Source organism: Nitratireductor sp. WH36-1 (assembly GCF_058725515.1).
The window spans coordinates 3228306-3248698 of sequence record NZ_CM178970.1; the positions used below are offsets into that span (position 1 = coordinate 3228306).

The following is a 20393-nucleotide window of genomic DNA, read 5'->3' on the forward strand; positions in this document are numbered from 1 at the left end:
CCCTACCCCCGCAAAGCCGCCGGTCTAATCGGCATCATTTGAGTTGCTGGGCGGCTGGCCAAAAGCATTAGCGCTCCAGACTTGTGCGATGGAGGGAGCGCCCTGTTTCGGTTGCGGCGGCCTTTGCACGCGTGGCCCGCAGAATGCGGCGTCCGTGCTCTGCACTGGCGCGCTCCAGCACGCTGCCATAAAGCGCAAGCAGCGCAGAAAGCCACGTCTGCGCCGTATTAGCGAGCTGCGGCGCAACGGCAAGCGCATCGTCGCTCATCGCCGCGACCAGCCCGTCATCATCGGCAAGCCGGCGCAGCGTGGCGGCCAGCGCCTCGATGCCGCCGGTCGGAAAGGTGAAGGCGGCACCCGCCTGCGTCAGTTCCCGACCCAGAAGCGCGTGGCCGGGCAACACGACCGGAATGCCGCTGCCCACCGCTTCGAGCGCCGCCAGCCCGAACGGCTCGGGCACACGCGAGGAAATGACCACGCAGCGCGCAGTGCGCATCAGCTCCGCGATGCGGGCGCGGTTGCACCAGCCGTGCAGCGTGACTTCCGGATAGCGGCTTTCAAGAACGGTGCGCCCTGCCCCTTCGCCGATGACGTGAAGCGGGACGCCGGCCAGACGGGCAGCCTGTGCCGCGTCTTCAAAGCCTTTTTCCGGTTCCAGCCGCCCGACGAAGAAGAAATCACGCATCGCCTGCGGCCGCGCGCCCGACCGCAGGAACGGCTCGACCGGGTTGCGGATGGTCACCATGCGGCTGTCATCGATGCCCGAACGGGCGAAGTAATCCCGCATCTCCTCATGCACGAGAACGATATTGGCCGGCTGGCTGTGAAGCGCGAAGAAGCGTTGCATCATCATATGCCGTGCCGAGCGCCAGGCCTTTTGATGAAAGCCGCGCTTGTCGCATTGCGTGGTCAGGCAACGCAGCGACATGGGCGCAAGCTTGCACACCGACGCCATCGGGTAGTTGATGAAGCCGCCATTCGGGCAGGCCAGAAAATAGTCATGCGCATGCAGCACGACACGCCCGCGCACCGGCATCAACGCGCGGAAAATGGAGGGTGACAGGATCTTCGACCACCCATGCACGTGATAGATGGTCGAGGGTCGGTCGTGCGCCTCGATCCAGCCTCTGAGTGCGGCATGGGCGTTGCGATTGTAGAGCCCGCCGGCAAAGGCCGCGATCCGCCCGCGCTCCACGAGCGGCCTGTCGCCCAGATGCACCGCGTCTGGCTGGCCTGCCTGCGCAGGACTGTCGCCGGCAAAGAAGGTGACCGGCACGCCGGCCTCGCGCAACAGGCGCGCGGACAGGCACGAAAGGTTGGATGCGCCACCGATCTCGGCTGACCTATCATTGATGATGACGACACGTCCCGGACGCATGGCTGGCTCCTATTCCAGAACGGTGACGTTTTGCGGCGCCAGCCGGCCACGCACGAGATCCACCAGCGCGCGCATATTGCCCGAGAGCCGGCCACGCCGGTCCACCCAGGGTTCTGGCCGGAAGATCTTCACCGTGTTGGCGACAAGATTGCGCATGATCTGCGGCGCGGCATGGCGCGGGCTCATGGTCTTCTTGCGCATCAGATAGACAGGGTTGGCGATCTGCGAATAGCCAAGCCGGATGCCCGATGTGCGCCCCGTCTTGGTGCCCAGATGCACCCCGCGCAGCCTTTGTGAGCGCACGATGCGCCCATGGCGCGCAAGCTGCCGGCTGAAATCCACATCCTCCAGCCAGCCATAGAGCGGCAGGTTTTCATCAAACCGCAGCCCATAACCACGCACCGTCGACATGCGAACGGCCATGTTGCAGCCATAGCCGTTATAGACCGGCTGCTCGCCGCCGCTCGGCGGGGCGTCCGACCGGCTGCGGATGATCCGCAGCCCGTCTTCCAGCGGGATGCCCGGCCCCAGAATGCCGTCGGCATCCACCGTTCCCGTGCTCATGACCACATCCGGATATTGCCGGAAGATGCGCACCGTCTCTTCCACATAGGAGGGAGCGACGAGGAAATCGTCATCAAGAAAGAGCAGAGTGTCGGCCTCGCTCACACATTCGAGAATGCGGTTTCGCTGCCGGCACAGACCACGATCCGAGAAGACCACGCGGGTTCGCCCAGAAAGTGCGCCAAGTGCGGCGGGATCGACGTCATCATCGGCAGCCGCGCAGATGACGATCTCATCGACCGGCTGCGACTGGTGCATGAGATGCGGCAGGACCGAATGAAGGATCGGCCGCCGGCCAGTGGTTGCGATGCCCACGGCCACCCGATGGTGAATGCGCCCATGAGACTGTTCAAAAGCCATGACGCTCTCCCACGGAAACGGAATTCCTGCTGGATGGTCGCCACCATTGCCCGGATTTGCGCTTGTTGAAGACGACGCCCAGAATGCCGACGCGTGACTTGCCGAAGGTCGAAAGCGCATTCGCCAGCCATTCCACCGTCATGTTGCGGCGATTTCCAAGCACGAGAAGAATGCCGTCGACATAGGCGCTCGCCGCGCGCGCGTCGGCAGACGTGGCGAAGGTGGAGAGATCGACGATGATCACATCATAGTCTTGCCTGAGCTCTTCCAGCTTCTTCTTCAGCGCCGGCAGATGGCCGAAGCGGTGCCCCGGATGCGCGGCCTTTCGGATCTGATCGACAGTCAGGACAGGAAGGATCGGCGCTTCATCGTGTCGGGCATGCTTGTCGCCCTTGCGCTTTCCATCGGCAGGCGTGTCCGCCTCCGCCTCATCGCTAAAGATCGCAAGTCCGGCTTTCTGGCCTGCACTGGTCGCCTGGATGCTGAGATATGGTTTTTTGAAACTGGCGTCGACCAGCACCACCCGCAGCCCTTCATTGGCGTAGAGCTGGCCGAGATTGGCCGCGATGGTGCTCTTGCCCTCGCCGCCACCGACCGATGTGAGGCCGACGACAATCGGCCCGCCAGCAGGAAAGGCTGCGTCAATGGAGCTTTTCACGCCGCGCAGCGCCTCGGAGAAACCCGAATAAGGCGCATCCAGAACGAAGCGCAGCGCGCCCTTGCTGCCGGGGGCCTGGAAACGCGTGAAGGGCACATAGCCAAGCGTGGGCAGGCCCAGTTCGCGCCCCAGCCGCTCGCCGGAGCTGATGCGACGGTCGAGCACGTCGCGCAGCCCCGCAAGCCCCAGCCCGCCGGCAAAGCCAAGCATCAGCGCCATCGGCATGATGAGGGTCGTCTTCGGCCAGTTCTTCGCGAGCGGCGGCGTGGCCGCCGTCACCATGCGCGCATCACCAATCGGGAAGGACTGTTTCTGCAATGTGCTGATGAGCTGCTGGAGAACGCTTTCATACATGCGGCGATAGGTGGTCGCGCGGCTTTCAAGCTCCGTCAGTTCGACCCGTGCGAGGTTCTTTTCCGACACATTGCCCTTGATCGCATCGAGCTGCTTCTGAAGAAGCTGTTCGCGCGCCTCAGCCGTGTCGAGATTGGATTTGTAGACCCCCTGAATGCGCACCAGCTCGGTGGTGATGAGACCTTCAAGACGCGCGATCTCGGCCTTCGCCGCAAGCGTCGGCTCACTTTCTGCGCCATAGCGCGTCTGCTGCGCCTCAAGCCGGGTGCGCGCGGCGCCTAATTCGCTGCGCAGCCGGTTGATCTCGGTGTTGCTCAACGCCTCGCCGACATAGCTGTCAGGCAGTTCACCGGCGAGCATGCGGTTGATCGTGGCAAGCCGCGCGGCCTCGCCCGCTTTTGCAGCCTGCGCGGACAGCAACTGGCTGCTGATCTCGGTGAGCTGCTGCTGGTCGAGACCGGACGCGCCCACCTGGGCGATGTCGTTGCGGTTTCTGTATTCCTCGGCGCTGAGTGCGGCCTCATGCGCTTGCTGGCCGACCTCGACCAGCCGGTCCTCAATCCATTGCGCGCCCCGCGCGATGATCTGCGATTTCGCGTCGAGGCTCGACTGCATATAGGTGTTGGCAATGGCGTTGGCCGCCCGCGCCGCCTTGACTGGATCGGTGGAGGTGTAGCCGATCTCAAGCACATAGGACTGACCCACACGCCGAACCGAAACGCGCCCGAGGAAACCCGCCATGGTGCGGCGCATGATGTCTTCTTCATCGGGTTCGCCCGCGGCCGCAGCGCCTTCATCCCCCTGATCGAACACCGATAACAGGGAGGAGATCGCACCGCGCACCGCAGACCGCCATGAAGAGCTGGTCTGTATCTCCGGATCTTCGGTCAGGTTGAGCTGCTTGATCACCGAACGGGCGATGGCCTCAGACTTGACGATCTCCACCTCGCTGGCGATTTCCGCCGTCTCGATGATGATGGTGCCGGTGGAAGCATCCTGCGACGCGATGCGGGCCTGTTCGCGGTCGATCACGATGCGCGCAATGGAGGTGTAGGTGGGCTGGGTCTTGGCGATGTAGAGCGCACCAAGCGCAAGCCCCGCCGCCGAGGCCAGCGCGAGGATGAAGAAATGCCGGCGCAGAAACGCCCATATGTCGCGGAATGAGATGTAGTCCTGTTGCTGTCGGCTTTCCCTGGACGCCATGTCCGTCCCGGTCAGCTTTCTGATTTCCTGCACCACCATGTCCTGTCCCGCCCCGTCTTGTAGCGCCGCCTTAAGGCACGGCGATCTAGCGCGACTGCGCCTGCATGATTCCGTTTTCCAGCGAAGCGCGCGGCGTTGCGGCGCGCAGCAGATCGAGCTGCACGTCAAGAACGTCGCCCGGCTCCAGACGCGTCGTCTCGCTTGCCTCGACCCGCATTGACTGATCACCGCCACGCAGCACGCTGAAGCGCAGCGGCTGCTGTTCCACCGCGCGCTCACCGCGCCGCAGGAGCGAAGCGCCCGTTGCCTGAAGAAGCTGCTCCGTTACCCCGCGACGCAGTTCAAGATCGTCGATTTCCAGATTGACCTTCTGCAGTTCCGCGCCGATTTCGGTGCGCCGCACGCCTTCAAGACTGAGCGCGTCGCGCTCGGTCTCACTCAGCCGCTGCTGCGCGCGCATCGAGGCGACCGCCAGATCGAGGCGGCTTGCCTGCAGATCCGCCACGATGCGTTCAAGCCCGGTTTCGCGCGATTTCGTGACCGTGCCCTTCTTGACGAGCTGGGCCACATTGCCGAGTTCGTCCTGCGCGATCTGGATCTGCCGGTCCTGCGCGACCATCTTCTCGCCGAGGATCTTGATCTCCTCGCGAAAGAGCGTTCCAAGCTCCGAAAGCGAATTGTGCTGACGCTGATAGGCATTGCGCCGGGCCTCGAAAATGGCCTGCTCGTCCCGCACGAACTGGGCTGCATGACCCGCCAGCGGACGGCCCTGCAACGCCGTCTCGAAATCGACCTCGGCGTTCTCGACCAGCTCCGCCTCAAGGCGCGCACGGCGTGTTGAAAGCTGGAGAAGCTGAAGATCGATGCGGCCGATCTCGCCCGCGTAACGGATCTGTTCAAGCTCCGAATAGCCGCCGGACTGGTCGGTTCGGCGCACCCGCCCGCCCGCCATGGCGAGCGCCTGCAGCACGCTGAGCCCCGGTTTGAACTCGAACTCGCCCGGCCGCTCCACGCTGCCGGTGACGAAGACGGACGGATAGCGCACCACCTCCACCGTGGTGTCGGGCGGCGCGAGTAGACCGGTCTTTTCCTGAAGCGCCGCCGCAATCTCTCCGGCCAGCGCCTGCGGTGTCCGGCCTTCGGCCTCCATCGGACCGACCAGCGGCAGCGCAATGCGGCCCGAAGGCGAGATCGCATACTCGCCATTGAGCGCCGTCCATTCGCGATATTCGCCCTGCGCCTCCACCCACTCGACCACCGCGATCTTCACCCGTGTCTGCGGCAGGAGCCGAAACTCCTCGGAAGCGCGGGAAGGAGTGCCCGGCAGGAGAAGGAGAAGAGAAGCGAGGAGAAGCATGAGGGCCGCGATGACGCGCCCTGACAGATGGTCGGTGGAGACTGTGCACTTGATGCTGCGCTGCTTCATCCTGCCCGTTCCGAATAGATGCGGTTCTGGATTGATACGGTTCCGGGGAAGACGCGAGACCTCCTCCCCCACCGTCGATCATCGGGCGAAACGGCGTCAGGTAAATTCGGTTGAAATGCTGTGCGGCTAGTTCCTTTCGGCTAGGGCGTCTAAGCCCATTGGGCTTTTGAGGCAGAGCGGGCAGCCCCGCCCCTTTGCAACCGTCCGATCGGATGATGACCTAGCCCGTTTGCGCGTGGCGCTCCCTCGTTCAGACATGCCTTAAACCGTATTGTCGGCGTGCCCGCGCGCGCGCTTTCACAGCAATATCCCGGAAGACAAATCCGGGAGGAGCACCGTGCGCGTCGCCATTGTCCATTACTGGCTGGTCTCCATGCGTGGAGGCGAAAAGGTCGTCGAAGCCCTGTGCGACATGTACCCCGATGCGGACATCTTCACGCTGGTCTATGACGAGAGCCGGGTTTCGGAGAAGATCCGGCGGCACCGGGTCATCCCCTCGTTTTTGCAGAAAATCCCGGGCTCGCGTCGCCACTACCAGTCGCTTCTGCCGCTGATGCCCTTTGCGCTGGAGAGCCTTGATGTGTCCGGCTACGATCTGGTGATTTCCAGTGAATCCGGCCCGGCCAAGGGCATCACGCCGGGGCCGCAGGCTACCCATGTCTGCTATTGTCACTCGCCCATGCGCTATGTGTGGGATCACTATCATTTCTACCGCGCCAATGCCGGGCCGCTGGCCCGCCTCATGATGCCGTGGATCGCGCCGGCGCTGCGCACCTGGGATGTCACCACCGCCGCGCGCGTGGACGCATTTGTCGCCAATTCGCGCCATGTGGCCGACCGGATCGGGAAATACTATCGGCGCCGCGCAACCGTGCTCAATCCACCGGTGAGCGTCGATGATTTCGCGCCGGCTGCAAATCTTGGCGATCACTATCTCGTTGCCGGCCAGCTCGTCGGCTACAAGCGGGTGGATCTGGCCGTGCGCGCCTTCACCACGATGGGGCGCAAGCTCGTCGTCATCGGCGAAGGGCCGGAGACAGAGGCGCTGAAACGGCTTGCCGGTCCCACGATCACATTCCTCGGCCGCGCCCCCTTCCCGCAACTGAAGGAGATGATGGCGACCTGTCGGGCGCTCGTTTTTCCCGGCACCGAGGATTTCGGCATCGTGCCCGTGGAAGCGATGGCGAGCGGCAGACCCGTGATCGCCCATGCCAGTGGCGGCGTGCTCGATTCCATCGTGCCCGACCGAACCGGCCTTCTGTTCGAAGACCAGTCCGAGGCCGGGCTGATCGACGCCGTGCATCGTTTCGAAGCGATGGAGAGCGCATTCCGGCCAGACCTGATCCGCCAGCATGCCGAACGCTTCAGCGACACGCATTTCAAGGCGCGCCTCCAGAAAATCATCGATGACGAGATCGCCCGGCGAAAGCCCGCGCCCGTTTCGCCGATGCCGGCGCGACGCCCGCGCACACCGCTGCACCCAAGGCTTGCCGGCGTGAAGATGCAACGGGACACCCATTTGAGAAACGGAGCGTGACGGGACCATGTTTTCAGCTCTGCGCATACGCAACACAGAGCCCGACCGGGACAGCGATGCGGCGCGGTTCGCGCAGCTTCTGGCGAACCTTGAGGAGCTTGAGGCGGCTTTGCGGCACGAGCGACAGGGCCTCAAGGAACGCTGCGAGCGCGTGGCGGCCACTGCCGCCTTTGCGCAGGAGCGTTTCGAGGACCACCCCCGTGAGGCACGGCTCTCCACGCAGATCGATGACATGACCTGCGCCATGAAAACCTACACGCGGCGCATGGCGGCGCTGCAACGCCAGATCGGCCTTGTCGGGCAGCTTCGGCTGATGGCGCAGAGCTTTGTCGCCGACCATGACGAGACACCGTCCTACACGCTGGCGCGATCCGAACTGCGCCACTGAACCGGCGCCAAAGCCATGCCTTTCAAAATGATTAGAGGAGAACCGCCGATACGCTGACAAGATGAAAGGCATAAGACCTAAGCGCAGGGGATTTGCACCAACGTTCTATCTGCACGGCGCGCGCGGGCTTTTATGATTTCAGGCAGTTGCAGGCATTGCACAACACAAGTCATTGGGTGTTAAGCCACCGCCTTCATTGAGGTTTTCAGGGAGGCTTTCAGGCTTGACGCAATAGATAAACGAGGCTCCGGATCGTCACGCCGAGGCAATGGCGAGGGATGTCTCCCGGTTCAAACGGAGAGGAGCGAACCGGGGGAGCGGGAGGATATGCGAAACGATGGCAGTGAGCCGGTGTCGGCCAACCAGGCACCGGACGGCGGACCAGGAAAGGTCGGTGAACCGGGCAGAATTCTCATGACAAGCAGTGGCAGTTCAGAACGCGCAACTCAACAAACCGACACAGCCGACATGCTCGCGCTCATCGAAGAGAACATTCGCACCTTCGAGCTGAGCCTGTCGGGAATGCGCGTTGTGGTTCCCGTCGACAACGGGCTTCTGGCCGCCACCGCCACCATCGCACTCATGGCCGGGGCGAGCGCCGTCACCGCCATCACCCCGCCCGCCACGCGTTTCCAGCCTGCAGAAGAAGCAGCAGACGCAACGCGTGCGCTGGCCGAAGCAGCCGGACTTGCAGACGCCCTCTCCATTGAAGAGCGTATAGACGACGAGACCTGTCGAACCACCAACATTCTGGTGAACGGCCCATCCATTCGCCCCATCACACGGTCCCTGATCGAGCGCATGCACGAACACTCGGTCGTGGCGCTTCTCCACGAAGCATGGATGACGCTGACCGGCGAGGTGGATGTGGAAGCCTGTCTGGAACACGAGGTGCTCATTTCCGCCGTCAATGAATCCCACCCCCTCGTGGGCGGCAGGGAATACCAGAGCGCGCTTTGCCAAGCGCTTTTCAGGGATGCCGAAATTCCGCTGGCGGATGCGGACATCGTGCTCATCTGTGACAATCCCCTCTCCGAAAATCTGGAACAGGGCCTGCGGCGGGCCGGCGCGCAGGTGGCTGTCGTCGCCCATGCCAACCAGATATTCGAACACAGCTGGGACGCCATCCTTCTTGCCAAGCGGCCGCATGACGAACCCCGACTGGGCATTCAGGATCTCGGCTGGATCGCCAAGAGCGCTCCCAGTGCAACGGTTATCCAGTATTGGGGCGATGTGGACCGGAAGGCGGCGCGCTACTTCGAACTGAAGGTCTGGCCGCAGCGCACGCCTGGCAAGGGACAATGGGGCCTGCCGCTTGATACGCTCGGCCCCAGTCCGATGCTGCGGCGCATCACAGGCGGCCTGAAAGCGGCCCAGACCGTGCTCGCCGGCCAACCGATCGCACCGGGTGATCTGGCGCAAACCCTTACATCTCCCGACATTTTCAATGGCGATTGACATTCGCCAATCTGCGCCTCACGCCTTCGCAACTGCGAAAAACTGTGTCATATCCCTGTCGCTATCGCACGGATGCGACCTTTTCCGGATCGTCTGGCGAAAGCGAAGGGAGGAGTATATTGAGCGCCACCGCAAGAATTGCAGCTCTCACCCCGCCTGACATTCTGGCGAGAAAGGGGGGCGAACCGCTCGTCTGCCTCACCGCCTACACCACGCCCCTCGCCCGCATCGTGGACCGGCATTGCGACATCGTCCTTGTCGGCGACAGCGTGGGCATGGTTCTTCACGGTCTGCCAAGCACGCTCGGTGTCACTCTCGACATGATGATCATGCACGGGAAGGCCGTACGGCGGGGCGTGGAACGCGCTCTGCTCGTGGTCGACATGCCCTTCGGCTCCTACGAGGAATCGCCGGAGCAGGCCTTTCGCAATGCCGCCCGCATCATGGCCGAAACGGGCTGTTCCGCCGTCAAGCTCGAGGGCGGTGAGACGATGGAAAGGACCATCCGCTTCCTCACCCGCCACGGCATTCCCGTCATGGGGCATATCGGCCTGACCCCGCAGGCGGTGAACAGTTTCGGCGGCTACAAGGTGCAGGGGCGCGGCGATGACGCCTTCCACATTCTGCGTGACGCCGAAGCCGTGGCGGACGCCGGCGCGTTTTCCGTGGTGCTTGAAAAGGTGCCGGCCGCACTCGCCGACCGGATCACCGCCACCACCCCCATCCCCACGATCGGCATCGGCGCATCTGCGTCCTGCGACGGCCAGATCCTCGTCGTCGACGACATGCTCGGGATGTTCGATACGTTCCGGCCGAAATTCGTGAAGCGGTTCGCAGAGCTCGGCCAGACGGCGGATGAAGCCATTGCCGACTATGCGCGCGATGTGCGCGCAAGGCGCTTCCCCGCCGCCGAACATGTTTTCTCCGACACCGTCCCGGCGCTCCACAAGGGAAAGACCGAATGAGCCTCAGCATTCTCCGCACCGTTGCCGATCTGCGCGACCGGGTTCAGACGTGGCGGCGCGCCGGCGAGCGCGTAGCCGTGGTGCCCACCATGGGGGCGCTGCACGAAGGCCATCTGAGCCTGGTGCGGGCCGGCAGGGAGCGCGCGGAACGCGTGATCGTGACGCTCTTCGTCAATCCCAAACAGTTCAACAACGCATCGGATCTGGCAGCCTATCCGCGCACCGAGGCTGACGACGCGGCGAAGCTTGCGCCATTCGGCGTCGATATTCTGTTCGCGCCCGGCGTTGAGGAAATGTATGGCAACGGCTTCGCCACCACCGTTTCGGTCTCCGGCGTCAGTGAGGGCCTGTGCGGTGCGCACCGCCCCGGACATTTCGACGGCGTCGCCACCGTGGTCAGCAAGCTTCTGCTGCAAAGCGGCGCGGACTGCGCGCTCTTCGGCGAAAAGGATTTTCAGCAGCTTCTGGTGGTGCGCCGGCTTGTCGCCGACCTCAACATCCCGACAGAGATAATCGGCTGCCCGACCGTGCGCGAGGCCGACGGGCTTGCCCTCTCGTCGCGCAATGTGCGCCTGACGCCGGAAGAACGCCGCAAAGCGCCTGCCATCGCCAATGTGCTGCAGGAAACTGCCACGCGCCTTGCCTCGGGCATGGCGGCCGCGCCGGTTCTTGAGGCGGCGCGTTCGGCACTGGAAGCTGCCGGTTTCGACCGTGTCGAATATTTCGACCTGAGGGACGCCGAAACCCTGCTTCCGATTGAGCGCGTCGATCAACCCGCAAGGCTGCTCGCCGCCGCCTGGCTGGGTGAAACACGCCTCATCGACAATCTGCCGGTGATACCTCTGGGGAATTGAAGACCGGCTTTTGCTGATACGGATTTTGCAATAGCGATCACGTCACAGCTGCGTGATTTTCAATCCCAACCACTTGATTTCACAGTGATCGCCCGCCCTGCGATACTCCGCGCTTCGGCAAGTGTAAGATCGCGCCGAAGTCCGTAAAAAATCACCATCTACAGGGAGGTCGTTATGAAAACCCTCATTCTGACGGCATTGGCAACGCTGTTTCTCGCCGCGCCTTCAGTCGCCGTGGAACCGATCAAGGGAAGCCTGAATTACGAAACCAGCATGTCAACGCTGGACAACACCCCTATCGGCTCGGTGACCTTCAATGACTTCTACAACAGGGGTACCCACTACCGTGAAATCTACATCGTCGGTCCGGACCATCGCCTGAACCTGGTCAACCGCACGGTGGTCAGCGATTGATGCAACATTGTCTGTTTCCCAGCTAAAACGGCCCTGACATTCAGGGCCGTTTTTTTGGGTGCCTTGCCCGCCTTTTCCTGTCCGCCCCGTCTTCATCCTTGAGACGATGGGACAAGATGGCGGTGGCGACGGTGGTGGCCGTGGCAACGAAGACACCGAGGCCAATCAGCACATAGACGATGGTGAACATCTTGCCTGCAAAGGTTTGCGGGGAGAAGTCTCCATAGCCCACGGTCGAGATGGTGATGACCGAGAAATAGACTGCATCCAGAAAAGACCAGTCTTCAGCCCAGGAATAGAAGATCGCGGCACACAGAACGATGGTGCATGTGAAAGCCATCAGGCTCAGAACATTCCTGTCGGAAAAGGCCGCACGCACCCCCCGCCAGAGTTCCGCGATCATCCTCATTTTTCTTCGCCGTTTTGCAGCACTGCCTGCACGTCTTCGGCAAGAAGGAGTGCAATCGGTCGCGTGCCCTCAAAGTTTGCCAGAATGATTGCAAACATCGAAGTGAGCGGAATGGCCAGAATGGCGCCCGGAATGCCCCACAGGGACGACCAGAGCGCAAGCGACACAAGCACCACGAAAGGCGACATGTTGATCCGCCGCCCGATCATTCGCGGCTCCAGAGAATTGCCGACCCACATCTGCGCACCCGTGAGCAGGATCGCAACAACAACCGTCGTCTGGATCGAACCGAACTGCGCAAGCGTCAGAAGCACGGGGAAGACCACGCCAAGCAGCGACCCCACATAGGGGATGTAGTTCAAGAGGCCGATAAGCACCGCCCAGAACAGCGCAAAATCGACGCCAAACAGCTTGAGGACCGTAAAGGACATGACGCCCAGAATGACGTTCACAAGCGTTTTGACGGTAAGGTATTCGCCGATATTGCGGTTGATGTCGCGCACCATCATATGCGCCTGGCTGGCCCGCTCCTGAGGCAGGACAGCAGCGATCTTGCGCGCGAAGCCGCCACGCTCGGCCATCAGAAAGGTGGAATAGATCACGGCCATGAAGATCACGCCGGCCAGCGAGCCGACCGAGCCGATGCCGACAGCCGCAATCCGCTGCAGGTTGATCCGCCCCCAGAGCGTCTCGATCAGCGTGCTGAGATTGGGAATTTCTTCAATCTCGAAGCGGGCCGATATGCTCTCCAGCATATCCGTCAGGTTCTTCTGGTAGACGGGCAGGCGCGCCATCACCTGCTCTGCCGTGCCGACCAGAACGCTCGCCAGAAGCAGCAGCACCAGAACGAAAATCGCCAGCACAACGCCCCTGAGCGCCCATTCCGGCAACAGGCCGATCAGCGGCACCCGGGCAAGCGCCGCTGTCGCGGTGAGCAGGACATAGACGGAAATGATCGCGATGAAGATCGGCATCAGAACCGATTTCCCGACCACAAGTATCCACCCGATCAGGACCGCCAGTACGACGGCCATGACCAGTGTGGTGAAGGCACGAAGCGGATCAGCCTTTTGGAGCATGTTGTCTCAGACGCAGCGACAGAAGCACGAGTGCAGCGCCGCTTGCGAGCAGTTCGAGTGCAACGATCAGCCCGAAATTGAGGCTGAGGCCCATGAGCACGATCAGGCCGAGAACGGCCGATACGCCGCCCGCCACGAGCAGCGCGGGGAAAACCGTGTCACCGCGCAGGCTGCGCCCCATCCACACCTTGCCGAGGCCCGACGCGAGCAGGAACACACCCAGCAGGACGCGCAGTATGCTGCCATCGCCAAACGGTCCGAACAGAAGCGACACGCCGAGAAAAAGCGCGGCTGCCGCCAGCAGCCCTGCGCCGGTCATCGTGCGAACGTCCTTCGCCTTGTAGGCTGCCCAGCCCTGAAGGGCGCCGACGATGACCAGCGCCCAGCCACCCAGCGTGATCGTCAGGTTCGAGGCCGAGTTCAGGTTGAACAGGGCAGCCAGGCCACCGACCAGCGCCACAACGCCGGCCAGGAGCCACAACATCCAGTGCTTCATTTTATCTCTCTCACGCTGCCGGGCTTTTGCGGGAAAGCGCCAGCACAATCAGGGACACGCCATTGGAGATGAGTTCCACGGCGAGGAAAATGCCCAGAACGACCAGCGCCGACTGCGGGAAGTTCGCGAGAATCATGCCACCGAGCACCAGCGAGACGATGCCGGCCAGGATCATGATCCAGCGCAGACGCGAATCCGATGCGCCAATGCCCAGGAAAATGCGCATCACGCCCATGGCCAGAAGCATCGCAGCGACCACGAAGGTCAGTGAGACCATGCCGCCAAGCGGATTCGCGATCAGGCTCACGCCAACGAAAAGCAGCGCCAGCCCCAGCAGGATGGACAGAAGCCGTCCGCCCCACCCCTGATCGTTGAACACCGACAGGATCGTCAGAATGCCCACAACGATAAACACCCAGCCGGCCAGAAGCTCGGCCGTGAGCGTTGCGGCCAATGGATTGGCCAGCGCGATAAAACCACCGACAAGCGAGATAATGCCCGCGAGCAACCACCAGAACCAGTTCTTCATTTTACTCTCCTTGAGGCCGCCTAGAGCAGCCATTCCACCGGCAACCAGCCGATAACAACTGTAGCAATCTGCTGGAACCATGTAGCGCCAGGTTCTTCCTGATAGATTACCGGATCGCCCTGCCGCTTCTCCTCTACCCAGATCATCTTGTTTTCCGGTGTGAGTTCAGGCTGATAGCTTACCAGATCGAGCGGACCATCAAAGCCGGCGCTCACCTGCTGCGCCATGGACGGACTGTCGATCAGGAAACCCATCTCGCAATTCAGCATCGCCGAGCGCGGATCGAAGTTGAACGACCCGATAAAGACGCGCTCGCCATCCATCGCGAAGGTCTTCGCGTGCAGGCTCGCGCCCGAAAGCCCCAGCGGCTTCAACTGGATCGCCGATTCAGGCGTCACCCCGCCACGCAGCTTCAGCTCATAGAGATTGACACCGGCCTCCAGAAGCTCGCGCCGGTATTTGGCATAGCCGCTGTGAACGAGAAGCACATCCGTGGTGTTGAGCGCGTTGGTCAGGATGTTCACCTGCCTGTCGGTGCGCGCCAGATCCCCGAAATAGGCGGCCCCGATCTTTCCCGGCACGAAATAGGCCGAGATCAGATCAAGCCGCTCGCGCGTTTCGCCGAGAAGCGCGCCCAGCCGCATGATCATGAGTTGATCGCGCGTGGCGATGCCCTGCCCCTTGACCGGATCGTCGGCCACGAGCTGCACATTGGTCCATTCAAGCGCCTCGCCGCCCCCGGCATAACGCGCCGCACTGCTTTCCAGTTCGGCCAGAACCGCGCGGGCTTCCTCGCTGCCCTCCACCTCCGCGACACGCGTCTCGAAGCCGGCCATGTCGCCCGAACCATTGATGATCGTCTCGACGCCGAACACGGAAGCGCTGTTCCAGTATTGATCGAACACGGCCGCCGTCTGCGGCAGCACATGGCCCGTCGCCAGCACGTCCATGTCCACATAGAAGGCGTCGCCGATCTGGAAATATTCATCGCCGATGTTGCGGCCGCCGATAATCGCCGCCGCACCGTCCGCGATCAGTGCCTTGTTGTGCATGCGCCGGTTCATGCGGAAAAAGTCGAACGTATATCCGAAGAGCTTTGGCCGGCGCACCGTGGAAGGATTGAACAGCCGGATATCGAAATTCGGCAGCGTGTTCAGCGCGGCCATGTAGCCGTCGAGCCCCGGCACGCCATTGTCGTCGAGCAGGAGGCGCACCCGCACTCCGCGGTCGGCGGCCTCTTTCAGAGCCGCCAGAAGCAGGATGCCGGACGTATCGTCATGCCAGATGTAATATTGCGCATCGATGGAGACTTCGGCCCGCTCGATCAGCGCGAGCCGGCTCGCCAGCGCATCCTTGCCATCGGCCAGCGGAAGAACGCCGGTCTTGCCGGGGTGGCTCGAGGCCCCCTGCGCCATCAACCGCCCCAGTGGTGTGGCGGGATCGACCGCAATCGTCTTTTCCGGCGCGCGATTGGAAATGTCTGGGAGCGGGAACAACAGGCGCAGAACGATCACCGCCACGGTGGCCGCGATCGCGATGGAAATCAGAGTGAGTATCACCCGCTTCATGCGCAAGGAGCTCCCGGCCGCGTGGATAGAAGCCCCAATGTATCCCAACTATATGAAGAATTGGCAAGAAACCGGCTTTGCGTGTCGAGAAACGGAATGAAAAAGGGGCTCTCGCCGGTGCGGGAGCCCCTTGTTTTTCTCGCCGATGCGCCTTCGTTCAGGAGGCGAAGGCGGTCTCGTAGATTTCGGGCTTGAAGCCAAGGATGCGCTGATCGCCGAGATCCAGAACCGGGCGCTTGATCATGCTGGGCTGCTCCAGCATCAGCTTGACGGCCTTGTCGGCGTCGAGATCCGCCTTGTCCGCATCGGACAGTTTGCGGAACGTCGTGCCGGCGCGGTTGAGAACCTTTTCCCAGCCCAGCTCGCGGACCCAGGCTTCCAGCCGCTCACGGTCGATGCCGGCGGATTTGTAGTCGTGAAACGCATGCGCAACGTCATGAGCCTCAAGCCAGGACCGCGCCTTCTTCATCGTGTCGCAGTTCTTGATGCCGTAGATCACGACAGGGTTCGAAGCGTTCATCGCCGGATCACTCCCACTCGATGGTGCCGGGCGGCTTGGACGTCACGTCGTAAACGACGCGGTTGATGCCCTTCACCTCGTTGATGATGCGGGTCGCCGCGCGGCCGAGGAATTCCATGTCGTAATGGTAGAAATCGGCGGTCATGCCGTCGACCGACGTTACCGCGCGCAGCGCGCAGACGAACTCATAAGTGCGTCCGTCGCCCATAACGCCCACGGTCTGCACCGGCAGAAGCACGGCAAAAGCCTGCCAGATCGCGTCGTAGAGACCGGCCTTGCGGATTTCGTCCAGATAGATCGCATCGGCGGAGCGCAGGATCTCGAGCTTCTCGCGGGTCACGCCGCCGGGGCAGCGAATGGCGAGGCCCGGTCCCGGGAAGGGATGGCGGCCGATGAAGCTGTCGGGCAGGCCGAGCTCCTTGCCGAGCACGCGCACCTCGTCCTTGAAGAGCTCGCGCAGCGGCTCCACCAGGCTCATGTTCATGCGCTCTGGCAGACCGCCTACATTGTGGTGCGACTTGATGGTGACCGAGGGACCGCCGGTGAACGAGACGCTCTCGATCACGTCGGGATAAAGCGTGCCCTGCACCAGGAAGTCGGCGCCGCCGAGCTTCTTTGCCTCTTCCTCGAACACTTCGATGAACAGGCGGCCAATGGTCTTGCGCTTCGTCTCCGGGTCGCTCTCGCCTTCCAGAGCGCCGATGAAACGGTCGGAGGCGTCCACCAGGATGAGCGGGAGATTGTAGTGCTCGCGGAACATGGCGACGACTTCCGCCGCCTCGTTCTTACGCATCAGGCCGTGATCGACCAGAATGCAGGTGAGCTGATCGCCAATGGCTTCATGGGTGAGCAGCGCGGCCACGGAGGAATCGACGCCGCCGGAAAGCGCGCAGATCACCTTGCCGTCGCCAACCTGCTTGCGGATGGCTTCGACGGCCTGCTCGCGATAGGCGGCCATCGTCCAGTCGCCCTGAAGGCCGGCAATGTTGTTCACGAAATTCGAAAGAAGCTTCGCGCCATCCGGCGTGTGCACCACTTCGGGGTGGAACTGCACGCCGTAATATTTGCGCTCCTCATTGGCGATGGCCGCGAAGGGCGCGCCCGTGGAGGTGCCGACAACGCGGAAGCCGGGCGGAATTGCCGTCACGCGGTCGCCATGGCTCATCCAAACCTGATGGCGCGTGCCCTTGGCCCAGATGCCTTCGAACAGCGGGCAATCGTCCTCGATTTCGAGGAAGGCGCGACCGAATTCACGGTGATCGCTGCCTTCGACCTTGCCGCCGAGCTGGGCGCACATGGTCTGCTCGCCATAGCAGATGCCGAGCACCGGAAGACCGGAATCGAAGATCACCTGCGGCGCGCGCGGGCTGCCGATATCGACCGTCGAGGCCGGGCTGCCGGAGAGGATGACCGCCTTGGGCGCAAGGCGCTCAAACGCCTCTTCCGCCGACTGGAACGGTGCGATTTCGCAATAGACTCCGGCTTCGCGCACCCGCCGCGCAATGAGCTGCGTGACCTGGCTGCCGAAATCAACGATGAGAACTGTGTCGGGATGGGATGTCGTTTTCATGGCGAGCCTTTAGAGAAAGATACGGGTGGGCGCAAGCGGGCGGGCAAAGTTTTCCCGGTGCCGAAACGCCGCATCCGGGCCTGAAGCGGCTGGTCTGTTTTTACTGAAAATCATGCAGCGCGCCATCACAAAAGCCCCTTGGCGAGGGCTTCTTCCAACTGATCCACGGCCGATGCGAGCTTCTCGTCGATGACGTGCAGATACTCCGTCCAGTCGGCCACGTGCTGCAGTTCGGCAGCGCCATCGGAGATGCCGCGCAGCGCCACCAGACCGAGACCGAAGCGCTGGCAGGCGCGCAGCGCCGCAAACGTCTCCATGTCCACCATCTCGGCGTCGATGGCGTCATAGGCCGCGCCCGAAACGATATTCGCGCCGGTCGAGAGCGTTGCCTCGCGAATGCCGGGAATGCGATGCGGCAGGGGCATGACCGCCGGATGATCAAGGAACGGCGTCACGCCCTTCTCGAAACCGAGCGGCGAGGCATCCATGTCGCGGTAGGACACGGCGGTCGCCTGATAAACCTCGGTCTGCTCCAGCGTGCGGCTGCCGGCCGAGCCAAGCGACACGAGCAGGTCGGGCAACTGCCCTTCCGCGTCAAGCAGCGCAAGCTCGGCGCCCAGAACAACGCCGGCCTCGACCGGGCCGATGCCGGTCATCAGCGGTGTGAAGCGCTTCTTGAGATGCGGGCCATATTCGGCATCCGCCGCCATCACGAAGAGAACGCGCTTGCCGGAGAGGATGGCCGGTTCCACGGGAGCCCGCGTCATCCTTCCAGCCCTTCCCGTCCGACGATGGTCATCATGGTTCCGGTCATGGTGGCGATCAACTTGGCATCTCCTTCAGAAGAATAGGCATAGGCCTGGCCGTCAGCGACAATGATGGTGCGGCCGGGCTTGGTGACCTCGCCGCGAAACAGAAAGCGCTCTCCGCGCCCCGGCGCAAGCAGATTGACCTTGAATTCGATGGTCAGCACCGCAGCATCCACCGGCATCAGCGAAAAGGCGGCATAACCGCAGGCAGAATCGAGCGCTGTCGAAATCACGCCCGCATGCAGAAAGCCGTGCTGCTGGGTCAGCCCTTCGGCATGAGGCATCTCGATCTCGACAATGCCCGGCGTCACGAGCGTCAGCTCCGCGCCGATGGTCTGCATCATCTTCTGGCGGGCAAAGCTTGCGCGCACCCGCGCTTCGACATCCGTGGGATTGGTCTCGTTGGGATTGGTCCCGTTCATAAGCAGACCTCCTGTGCCGCGGTTCCGGCCTCTCTCAGACGCGCTCCAGAGCGGCGAAGTGGAAACCGTCCGTTGCAGTGCGGTGGGGCGAAAGCGCGATGCCGGTCGCCTGGTCTATTCTTGCCCTGGCCGCCTTGCCGGGGAAGTGCCTTTCCCAGAGCGCCTCATGGTCCACCGGGCGAAACGCCGGATTTGCCTCGATGAAGGCGCGGACCTGATCTTCATTCTCTTCGGCAAAAACCGAGCATGTAATGTAGGCGAGACGACCGCCGGGACGCACAAAACGCGCGGCCTTGGCGAGAATTTCGGCCTGCTCGGCCTGACGCTGTTCCAGCTGCTTCTCACCCAGCCGCCATTTGGCGTCGGGCCTGCGCCGCCAGGTGCCGGCCCCGGTGCAGGGCGCATCGACCACGACCAGATCGAGCCGTCCCTCGAAGGGCGCAAGGGCAGCCTCATCCGCCACCGCCTGCACATTGCGGCACCCTGCCCGCTTCAGCCGGTCGATGATGGGGGCAAGCCGTTTCCTGTCTGCATCGAATGCGTGGATCTGGCCGGTATTGCCCATGGCTGCCGACATGGCGAGCGACTTGCCGCCAGCGCCGGCGCAGAAATCGAGCACCTGCATGCCCGATGTCGCATCCGTCAGCTCTGCGACGATCTGCGATCCCTCGTCCTGCACTTCGAACCAGCCATCGCGGAAAGCCTGCTCGGACTGCACATTGGGATGCCGCCCCTGCCCTTCGATGGCCGGAACGCGCAGGCCCTGAGGCGCGAGATCGCAGGGCAGCGCCCCGGCGCTGGCGAGCGCCTTCGCCACCTGATCGCGCGTCGCCCGGAGCGTGTTGGTTCGCATGTCGAGCGGCGGGCGTTCCGAAAGCGCTGCGGCTTCCGCCACCCAGTCATCGCCCCAGGTGCGTTTCAGAAGCGGCTCGCACCATTCAGGGCTTTCCGCACGCACGCCATCGGGCGCGGCATCAAGCGGGTGATCCGCAATGCGGGCAATTTCATCGGTGGAGAGCAGCGGCGGCGCGAAACTGTCTTCCGCCAGCGCGGCGTTGAGCATGTCCGGCGTGCAATCGCCCTGCAAAAGCAGAGCGCCGAAGGCCAGCGCGCGTGGCGTTTCTTCCTGAAAAATCCAGCCGGCGGAGCGTTTGCGGCGCAGCGCATCGTAAACAATGTTGCCGATGGCGGCGCGATCCTTGGAGCCAGCGAAACGGTGGGACAGTCCCCAGTCTCTCAGCGCATCCGCTGCCGGCCTGTAGCGCCGGTCAATATCGTCCAGAATCTCAATGGCCGCAGCCAGCCGTCCGCCAAGTCGCATGTCTTACCTTTGCCGGTTACCCGAATGGCGAACAGCTAGCCGGTACAGGCCATTTGCACAAGTGAAACGGGCGTGGATCGCTCCACGCCCGTCACTTATCCCCGGTACTGA

20 protein-coding genes are annotated in these 20393 nt (G+C 62.9%); 6 read left to right on the forward strand and 14 right to left on the reverse strand.

Annotated elements, in window-relative coordinates; translation table 11 throughout:
• Nucleotides 1-67: 67 nt before the first annotated feature.
• From AC4PTT_RS15600 to AC4PTT_RS15615, 4 genes are read right to left on the reverse strand one after another with little or no spacing between them, the layout of a single operon-like run.
• Complete coding sequence (locus AC4PTT_RS15600) at nt 68-1378, reverse strand: glycosyltransferase family 4 protein (protein ID WP_492161590.1); 1311 nt, start codon at nt 1376-1378, stop codon at nt 68-70.
• A 9-nt stretch (nt 1379-1387) separates the two neighbouring features.
• Nucleotides 1388-2302, reverse strand: coding sequence for a glycosyltransferase family 2 protein (locus tag AC4PTT_RS15605; RefSeq protein ID WP_492161591.1), 915 nt, complete (start codon nt 2300-2302; stop codon nt 1388-1390).
• On the reverse strand, nt 2292-4556 hold the full coding sequence (locus AC4PTT_RS15610; protein WP_492161592.1) for a GumC family protein: 2265 nt from the start codon (nt 4554-4556) through the stop codon (nt 2292-2294). Before AC4PTT_RS15610 ends, AC4PTT_RS15605 begins: the two co-directional genes overlap by 11 nt.
• A gap of 46 nt (nt 4557-4602) precedes the next feature.
• Complete coding sequence (locus AC4PTT_RS15615; protein WP_492161593.1) at nt 4603-5943, reverse strand: polysaccharide biosynthesis/export family protein; 1341 nt, start codon at nt 5941-5943, stop codon at nt 4603-4605.
• A 337-nt stretch (nt 5944-6280) separates the two neighbouring features.
• Here AC4PTT_RS15615 and AC4PTT_RS15620 point away from each other — a divergent pair, with 337 nt between their 5' ends.
• The 6 genes from AC4PTT_RS15620 (at nt 6281) to AC4PTT_RS15645 (ending at nt 11559) form a co-directional block, all read left to right on the forward strand.
• Nucleotides 6281-7480, forward strand: coding sequence for a glycosyltransferase (locus AC4PTT_RS15620; protein WP_492161594.1), 1200 nt, complete (start codon nt 6281-6283; stop codon nt 7478-7480).
• 7 nt (nt 7481-7487) lie between these two features.
• Nucleotides 7488-7868, forward strand: coding sequence for a hypothetical protein (locus tag AC4PTT_RS15625; protein ID WP_283799208.1), 381 nt, complete (start codon nt 7488-7490; stop codon nt 7866-7868).
• A 468-nt stretch (nt 7869-8336) separates the two neighbouring features.
• Complete coding sequence (locus tag AC4PTT_RS15630) at nt 8337-9326, forward strand: hypothetical protein (RefSeq protein ID WP_492161595.1); 990 nt, start codon at nt 8337-8339, stop codon at nt 9324-9326.
• Nucleotides 9327-9445: 119 nt separating this feature from the next.
• Nucleotides 9446-10291, forward strand: a complete 846-nt coding sequence (gene panB / locus AC4PTT_RS15635) for a 3-methyl-2-oxobutanoate hydroxymethyltransferase (protein WP_206547202.1) — start codon at nt 9446-9448, stop codon at nt 10289-10291.
• Entirely contained in the window at nt 10288-11145 is an 858-nt protein-coding gene (gene panC, locus AC4PTT_RS15640; protein ID WP_297563120.1) for a pantoate--beta-alanine ligase, read from the forward strand. The genes panB and panC overlap by 4 nt, the downstream gene beginning before the upstream one ends.
• Before the next feature lie 174 nt (nt 11146-11319).
• Nucleotides 11320-11559, forward strand: coding sequence for a hypothetical protein (locus AC4PTT_RS15645; protein WP_297558248.1), 240 nt, complete (start codon nt 11320-11322; stop codon nt 11557-11559).
• A gap of 40 nt (nt 11560-11599) precedes the next feature.
• Here AC4PTT_RS15645 and AC4PTT_RS15650 read toward each other — a convergent pair whose 3' ends face one another.
• The 10 genes from AC4PTT_RS15650 to AC4PTT_RS15695 form a co-directional block, all read right to left on the reverse strand.
• On the reverse strand, nt 11600-11962 hold the full coding sequence (locus AC4PTT_RS15650; protein ID WP_317089942.1) for a potassium channel family protein: 363 nt from the start codon (nt 11960-11962) through the stop codon (nt 11600-11602).
• A gap of 2 nt (nt 11963-11964) precedes the next feature.
• Nucleotides 11965-13047, reverse strand: a complete 1083-nt coding sequence (locus tag AC4PTT_RS15655) for an AI-2E family transporter (protein ID WP_206545788.1) — start codon at nt 13045-13047, stop codon at nt 11965-11967.
• A complete protein-coding gene (locus AC4PTT_RS15660) occupies nt 13031-13543 on the reverse strand; it encodes an HdeD family acid-resistance protein (RefSeq protein WP_113154446.1) in 513 nt (170 codons plus the stop codon). Before AC4PTT_RS15660 ends, AC4PTT_RS15655 begins: the two co-directional genes overlap by 17 nt.
• Before the next feature lie 10 nt (nt 13544-13553).
• On the reverse strand, nt 13554-14072 hold the full coding sequence (locus tag AC4PTT_RS15665) for an HdeD family acid-resistance protein (protein ID WP_224873405.1): 519 nt from the start codon (nt 14070-14072) through the stop codon (nt 13554-13556).
• 20 nt (nt 14073-14092) lie between these two features.
• Nucleotides 14093-15640, reverse strand: coding sequence for a phospholipase D family protein (locus AC4PTT_RS15670; RefSeq protein WP_492161596.1), 1548 nt, complete (start codon nt 15638-15640; stop codon nt 14093-14095).
• 157 nt (nt 15641-15797) lie between these two features.
• Nucleotides 15798-16160 carry an ArsC family reductase gene (locus AC4PTT_RS15675; protein WP_113154443.1) on the reverse strand — a complete coding sequence of 121 codons (363 nt, stop codon included), beginning with the start codon at nt 16158-16160 and terminating at the stop codon, nt 15798-15800.
• 7 nt (nt 16161-16167) lie between these two features.
• Nucleotides 16168-17730, reverse strand: coding sequence for a glutamine-hydrolyzing GMP synthase (guaA, locus tag AC4PTT_RS15680; RefSeq protein WP_113154442.1), 1563 nt, complete (start codon nt 17728-17730; stop codon nt 16168-16170).
• A 125-nt stretch (nt 17731-17855) separates the two neighbouring features.
• Complete coding sequence (locus AC4PTT_RS15685) at nt 17856-18497, reverse strand: 5'-methylthioadenosine/S-adenosylhomocysteine nucleosidase (protein WP_206993789.1); 642 nt, start codon at nt 18495-18497, stop codon at nt 17856-17858.
• Nucleotides 18494-18961 carry a PaaI family thioesterase gene (locus tag AC4PTT_RS15690; RefSeq protein ID WP_113154440.1) on the reverse strand — a complete coding sequence of 156 codons (468 nt, stop codon included), beginning with the start codon at nt 18959-18961 and terminating at the stop codon, nt 18494-18496. The genes AC4PTT_RS15685 and AC4PTT_RS15690 overlap by 4 nt, the downstream gene beginning before the upstream one ends.
• A 34-nt stretch (nt 18962-18995) precedes the next feature.
• On the reverse strand, nt 18996-20282 hold the full coding sequence (locus AC4PTT_RS15695; RefSeq protein WP_299936665.1) for an RsmB/NOP family class I SAM-dependent RNA methyltransferase: 1287 nt from the start codon (nt 20280-20282) through the stop codon (nt 18996-18998).
• Nucleotides 20283-20393: the final 111 nt, after the last annotated feature.

Excerpts from the sequence above, each read along its gene's own strand:
- AC4PTT_RS15600 (WP_492161590.1), bottom strand. The coding sequence starts at position 1,378 with ATGCGTCCGGGACGTGTCGTCATCATCAATGATAGGTCAGCCGAGATC.
- AC4PTT_RS15605 (WP_492161591.1), bottom strand. The coding sequence starts at position 2,302 with ATGGCTTTTGAACAGTCTCATGGGCGCATTCACCATCGGGTGGCCGTG.
- AC4PTT_RS15610 (WP_492161592.1), bottom strand. The coding sequence starts at position 4,556 with ATGGTGGTGCAGGAAATCAGAAAGCTGACCGGGACGGACATGGCGTCC.
- AC4PTT_RS15615 (WP_492161593.1), bottom strand. The coding sequence starts at position 5,943 with ATGAAGCAGCGCAGCATCAAGTGCACAGTCTCCACCGACCATCTGTCA.
- AC4PTT_RS15625 (WP_283799208.1), top strand. The coding sequence starts at position 7,488 with ATGTTTTCAGCTCTGCGCATACGCAACACAGAGCCCGACCGGGACAGC.
- AC4PTT_RS15630 (WP_492161595.1), top strand. The coding sequence starts at position 8,337 with ATGCTCGCGCTCATCGAAGAGAACATTCGCACCTTCGAGCTGAGCCTG.
- panC (WP_297563120.1), top strand. The coding sequence starts at position 10,288 with ATGAGCCTCAGCATTCTCCGCACCGTTGCCGATCTGCGCGACCGGGTT.
- AC4PTT_RS15645 (WP_297558248.1), top strand. The coding sequence starts at position 11,320 with ATGAAAACCCTCATTCTGACGGCATTGGCAACGCTGTTTCTCGCCGCG.
- AC4PTT_RS15650 (WP_317089942.1), bottom strand. The coding sequence starts at position 11,962 with ATGATCGCGGAACTCTGGCGGGGGGTGCGTGCGGCCTTTTCCGACAGG.
- AC4PTT_RS15655 (WP_206545788.1), bottom strand. The coding sequence starts at position 13,047 with ATGCTCCAAAAGGCTGATCCGCTTCGTGCCTTCACCACACTGGTCATG.
- AC4PTT_RS15660 (WP_113154446.1), bottom strand. The coding sequence starts at position 13,543 with ATGAAGCACTGGATGTTGTGGCTCCTGGCCGGCGTTGTGGCGCTGGTC.
- AC4PTT_RS15665 (WP_224873405.1), bottom strand. The coding sequence starts at position 14,072 with ATGAAGAACTGGTTCTGGTGGTTGCTCGCGGGCATTATCTCGCTTGTC.
- AC4PTT_RS15670 (WP_492161596.1), bottom strand. The coding sequence starts at position 15,640 with ATGAAGCGGGTGATACTCACTCTGATTTCCATCGCGATCGCGGCCACC.
- AC4PTT_RS15675 (WP_113154443.1), bottom strand. The coding sequence starts at position 16,160 with ATGAACGCTTCGAACCCTGTCGTGATCTACGGCATCAAGAACTGCGAC.
- guaA (WP_113154442.1), bottom strand. The coding sequence starts at position 17,730 with ATGAAAACGACATCCCATCCCGACACAGTTCTCATCGTTGATTTCGGC.
- AC4PTT_RS15685 (WP_206993789.1), bottom strand. The coding sequence starts at position 18,497 with ATGACGCGGGCTCCCGTGGAACCGGCCATCCTCTCCGGCAAGCGCGTT.
- AC4PTT_RS15690 (WP_113154440.1), bottom strand. The coding sequence starts at position 18,961 with ATGAACGGGACCAATCCCAACGAGACCAATCCCACGGATGTCGAAGCG.
- AC4PTT_RS15695 (WP_299936665.1), bottom strand. The coding sequence starts at position 20,282 with ATGCGACTTGGCGGACGGCTGGCTGCGGCCATTGAGATTCTGGACGAT.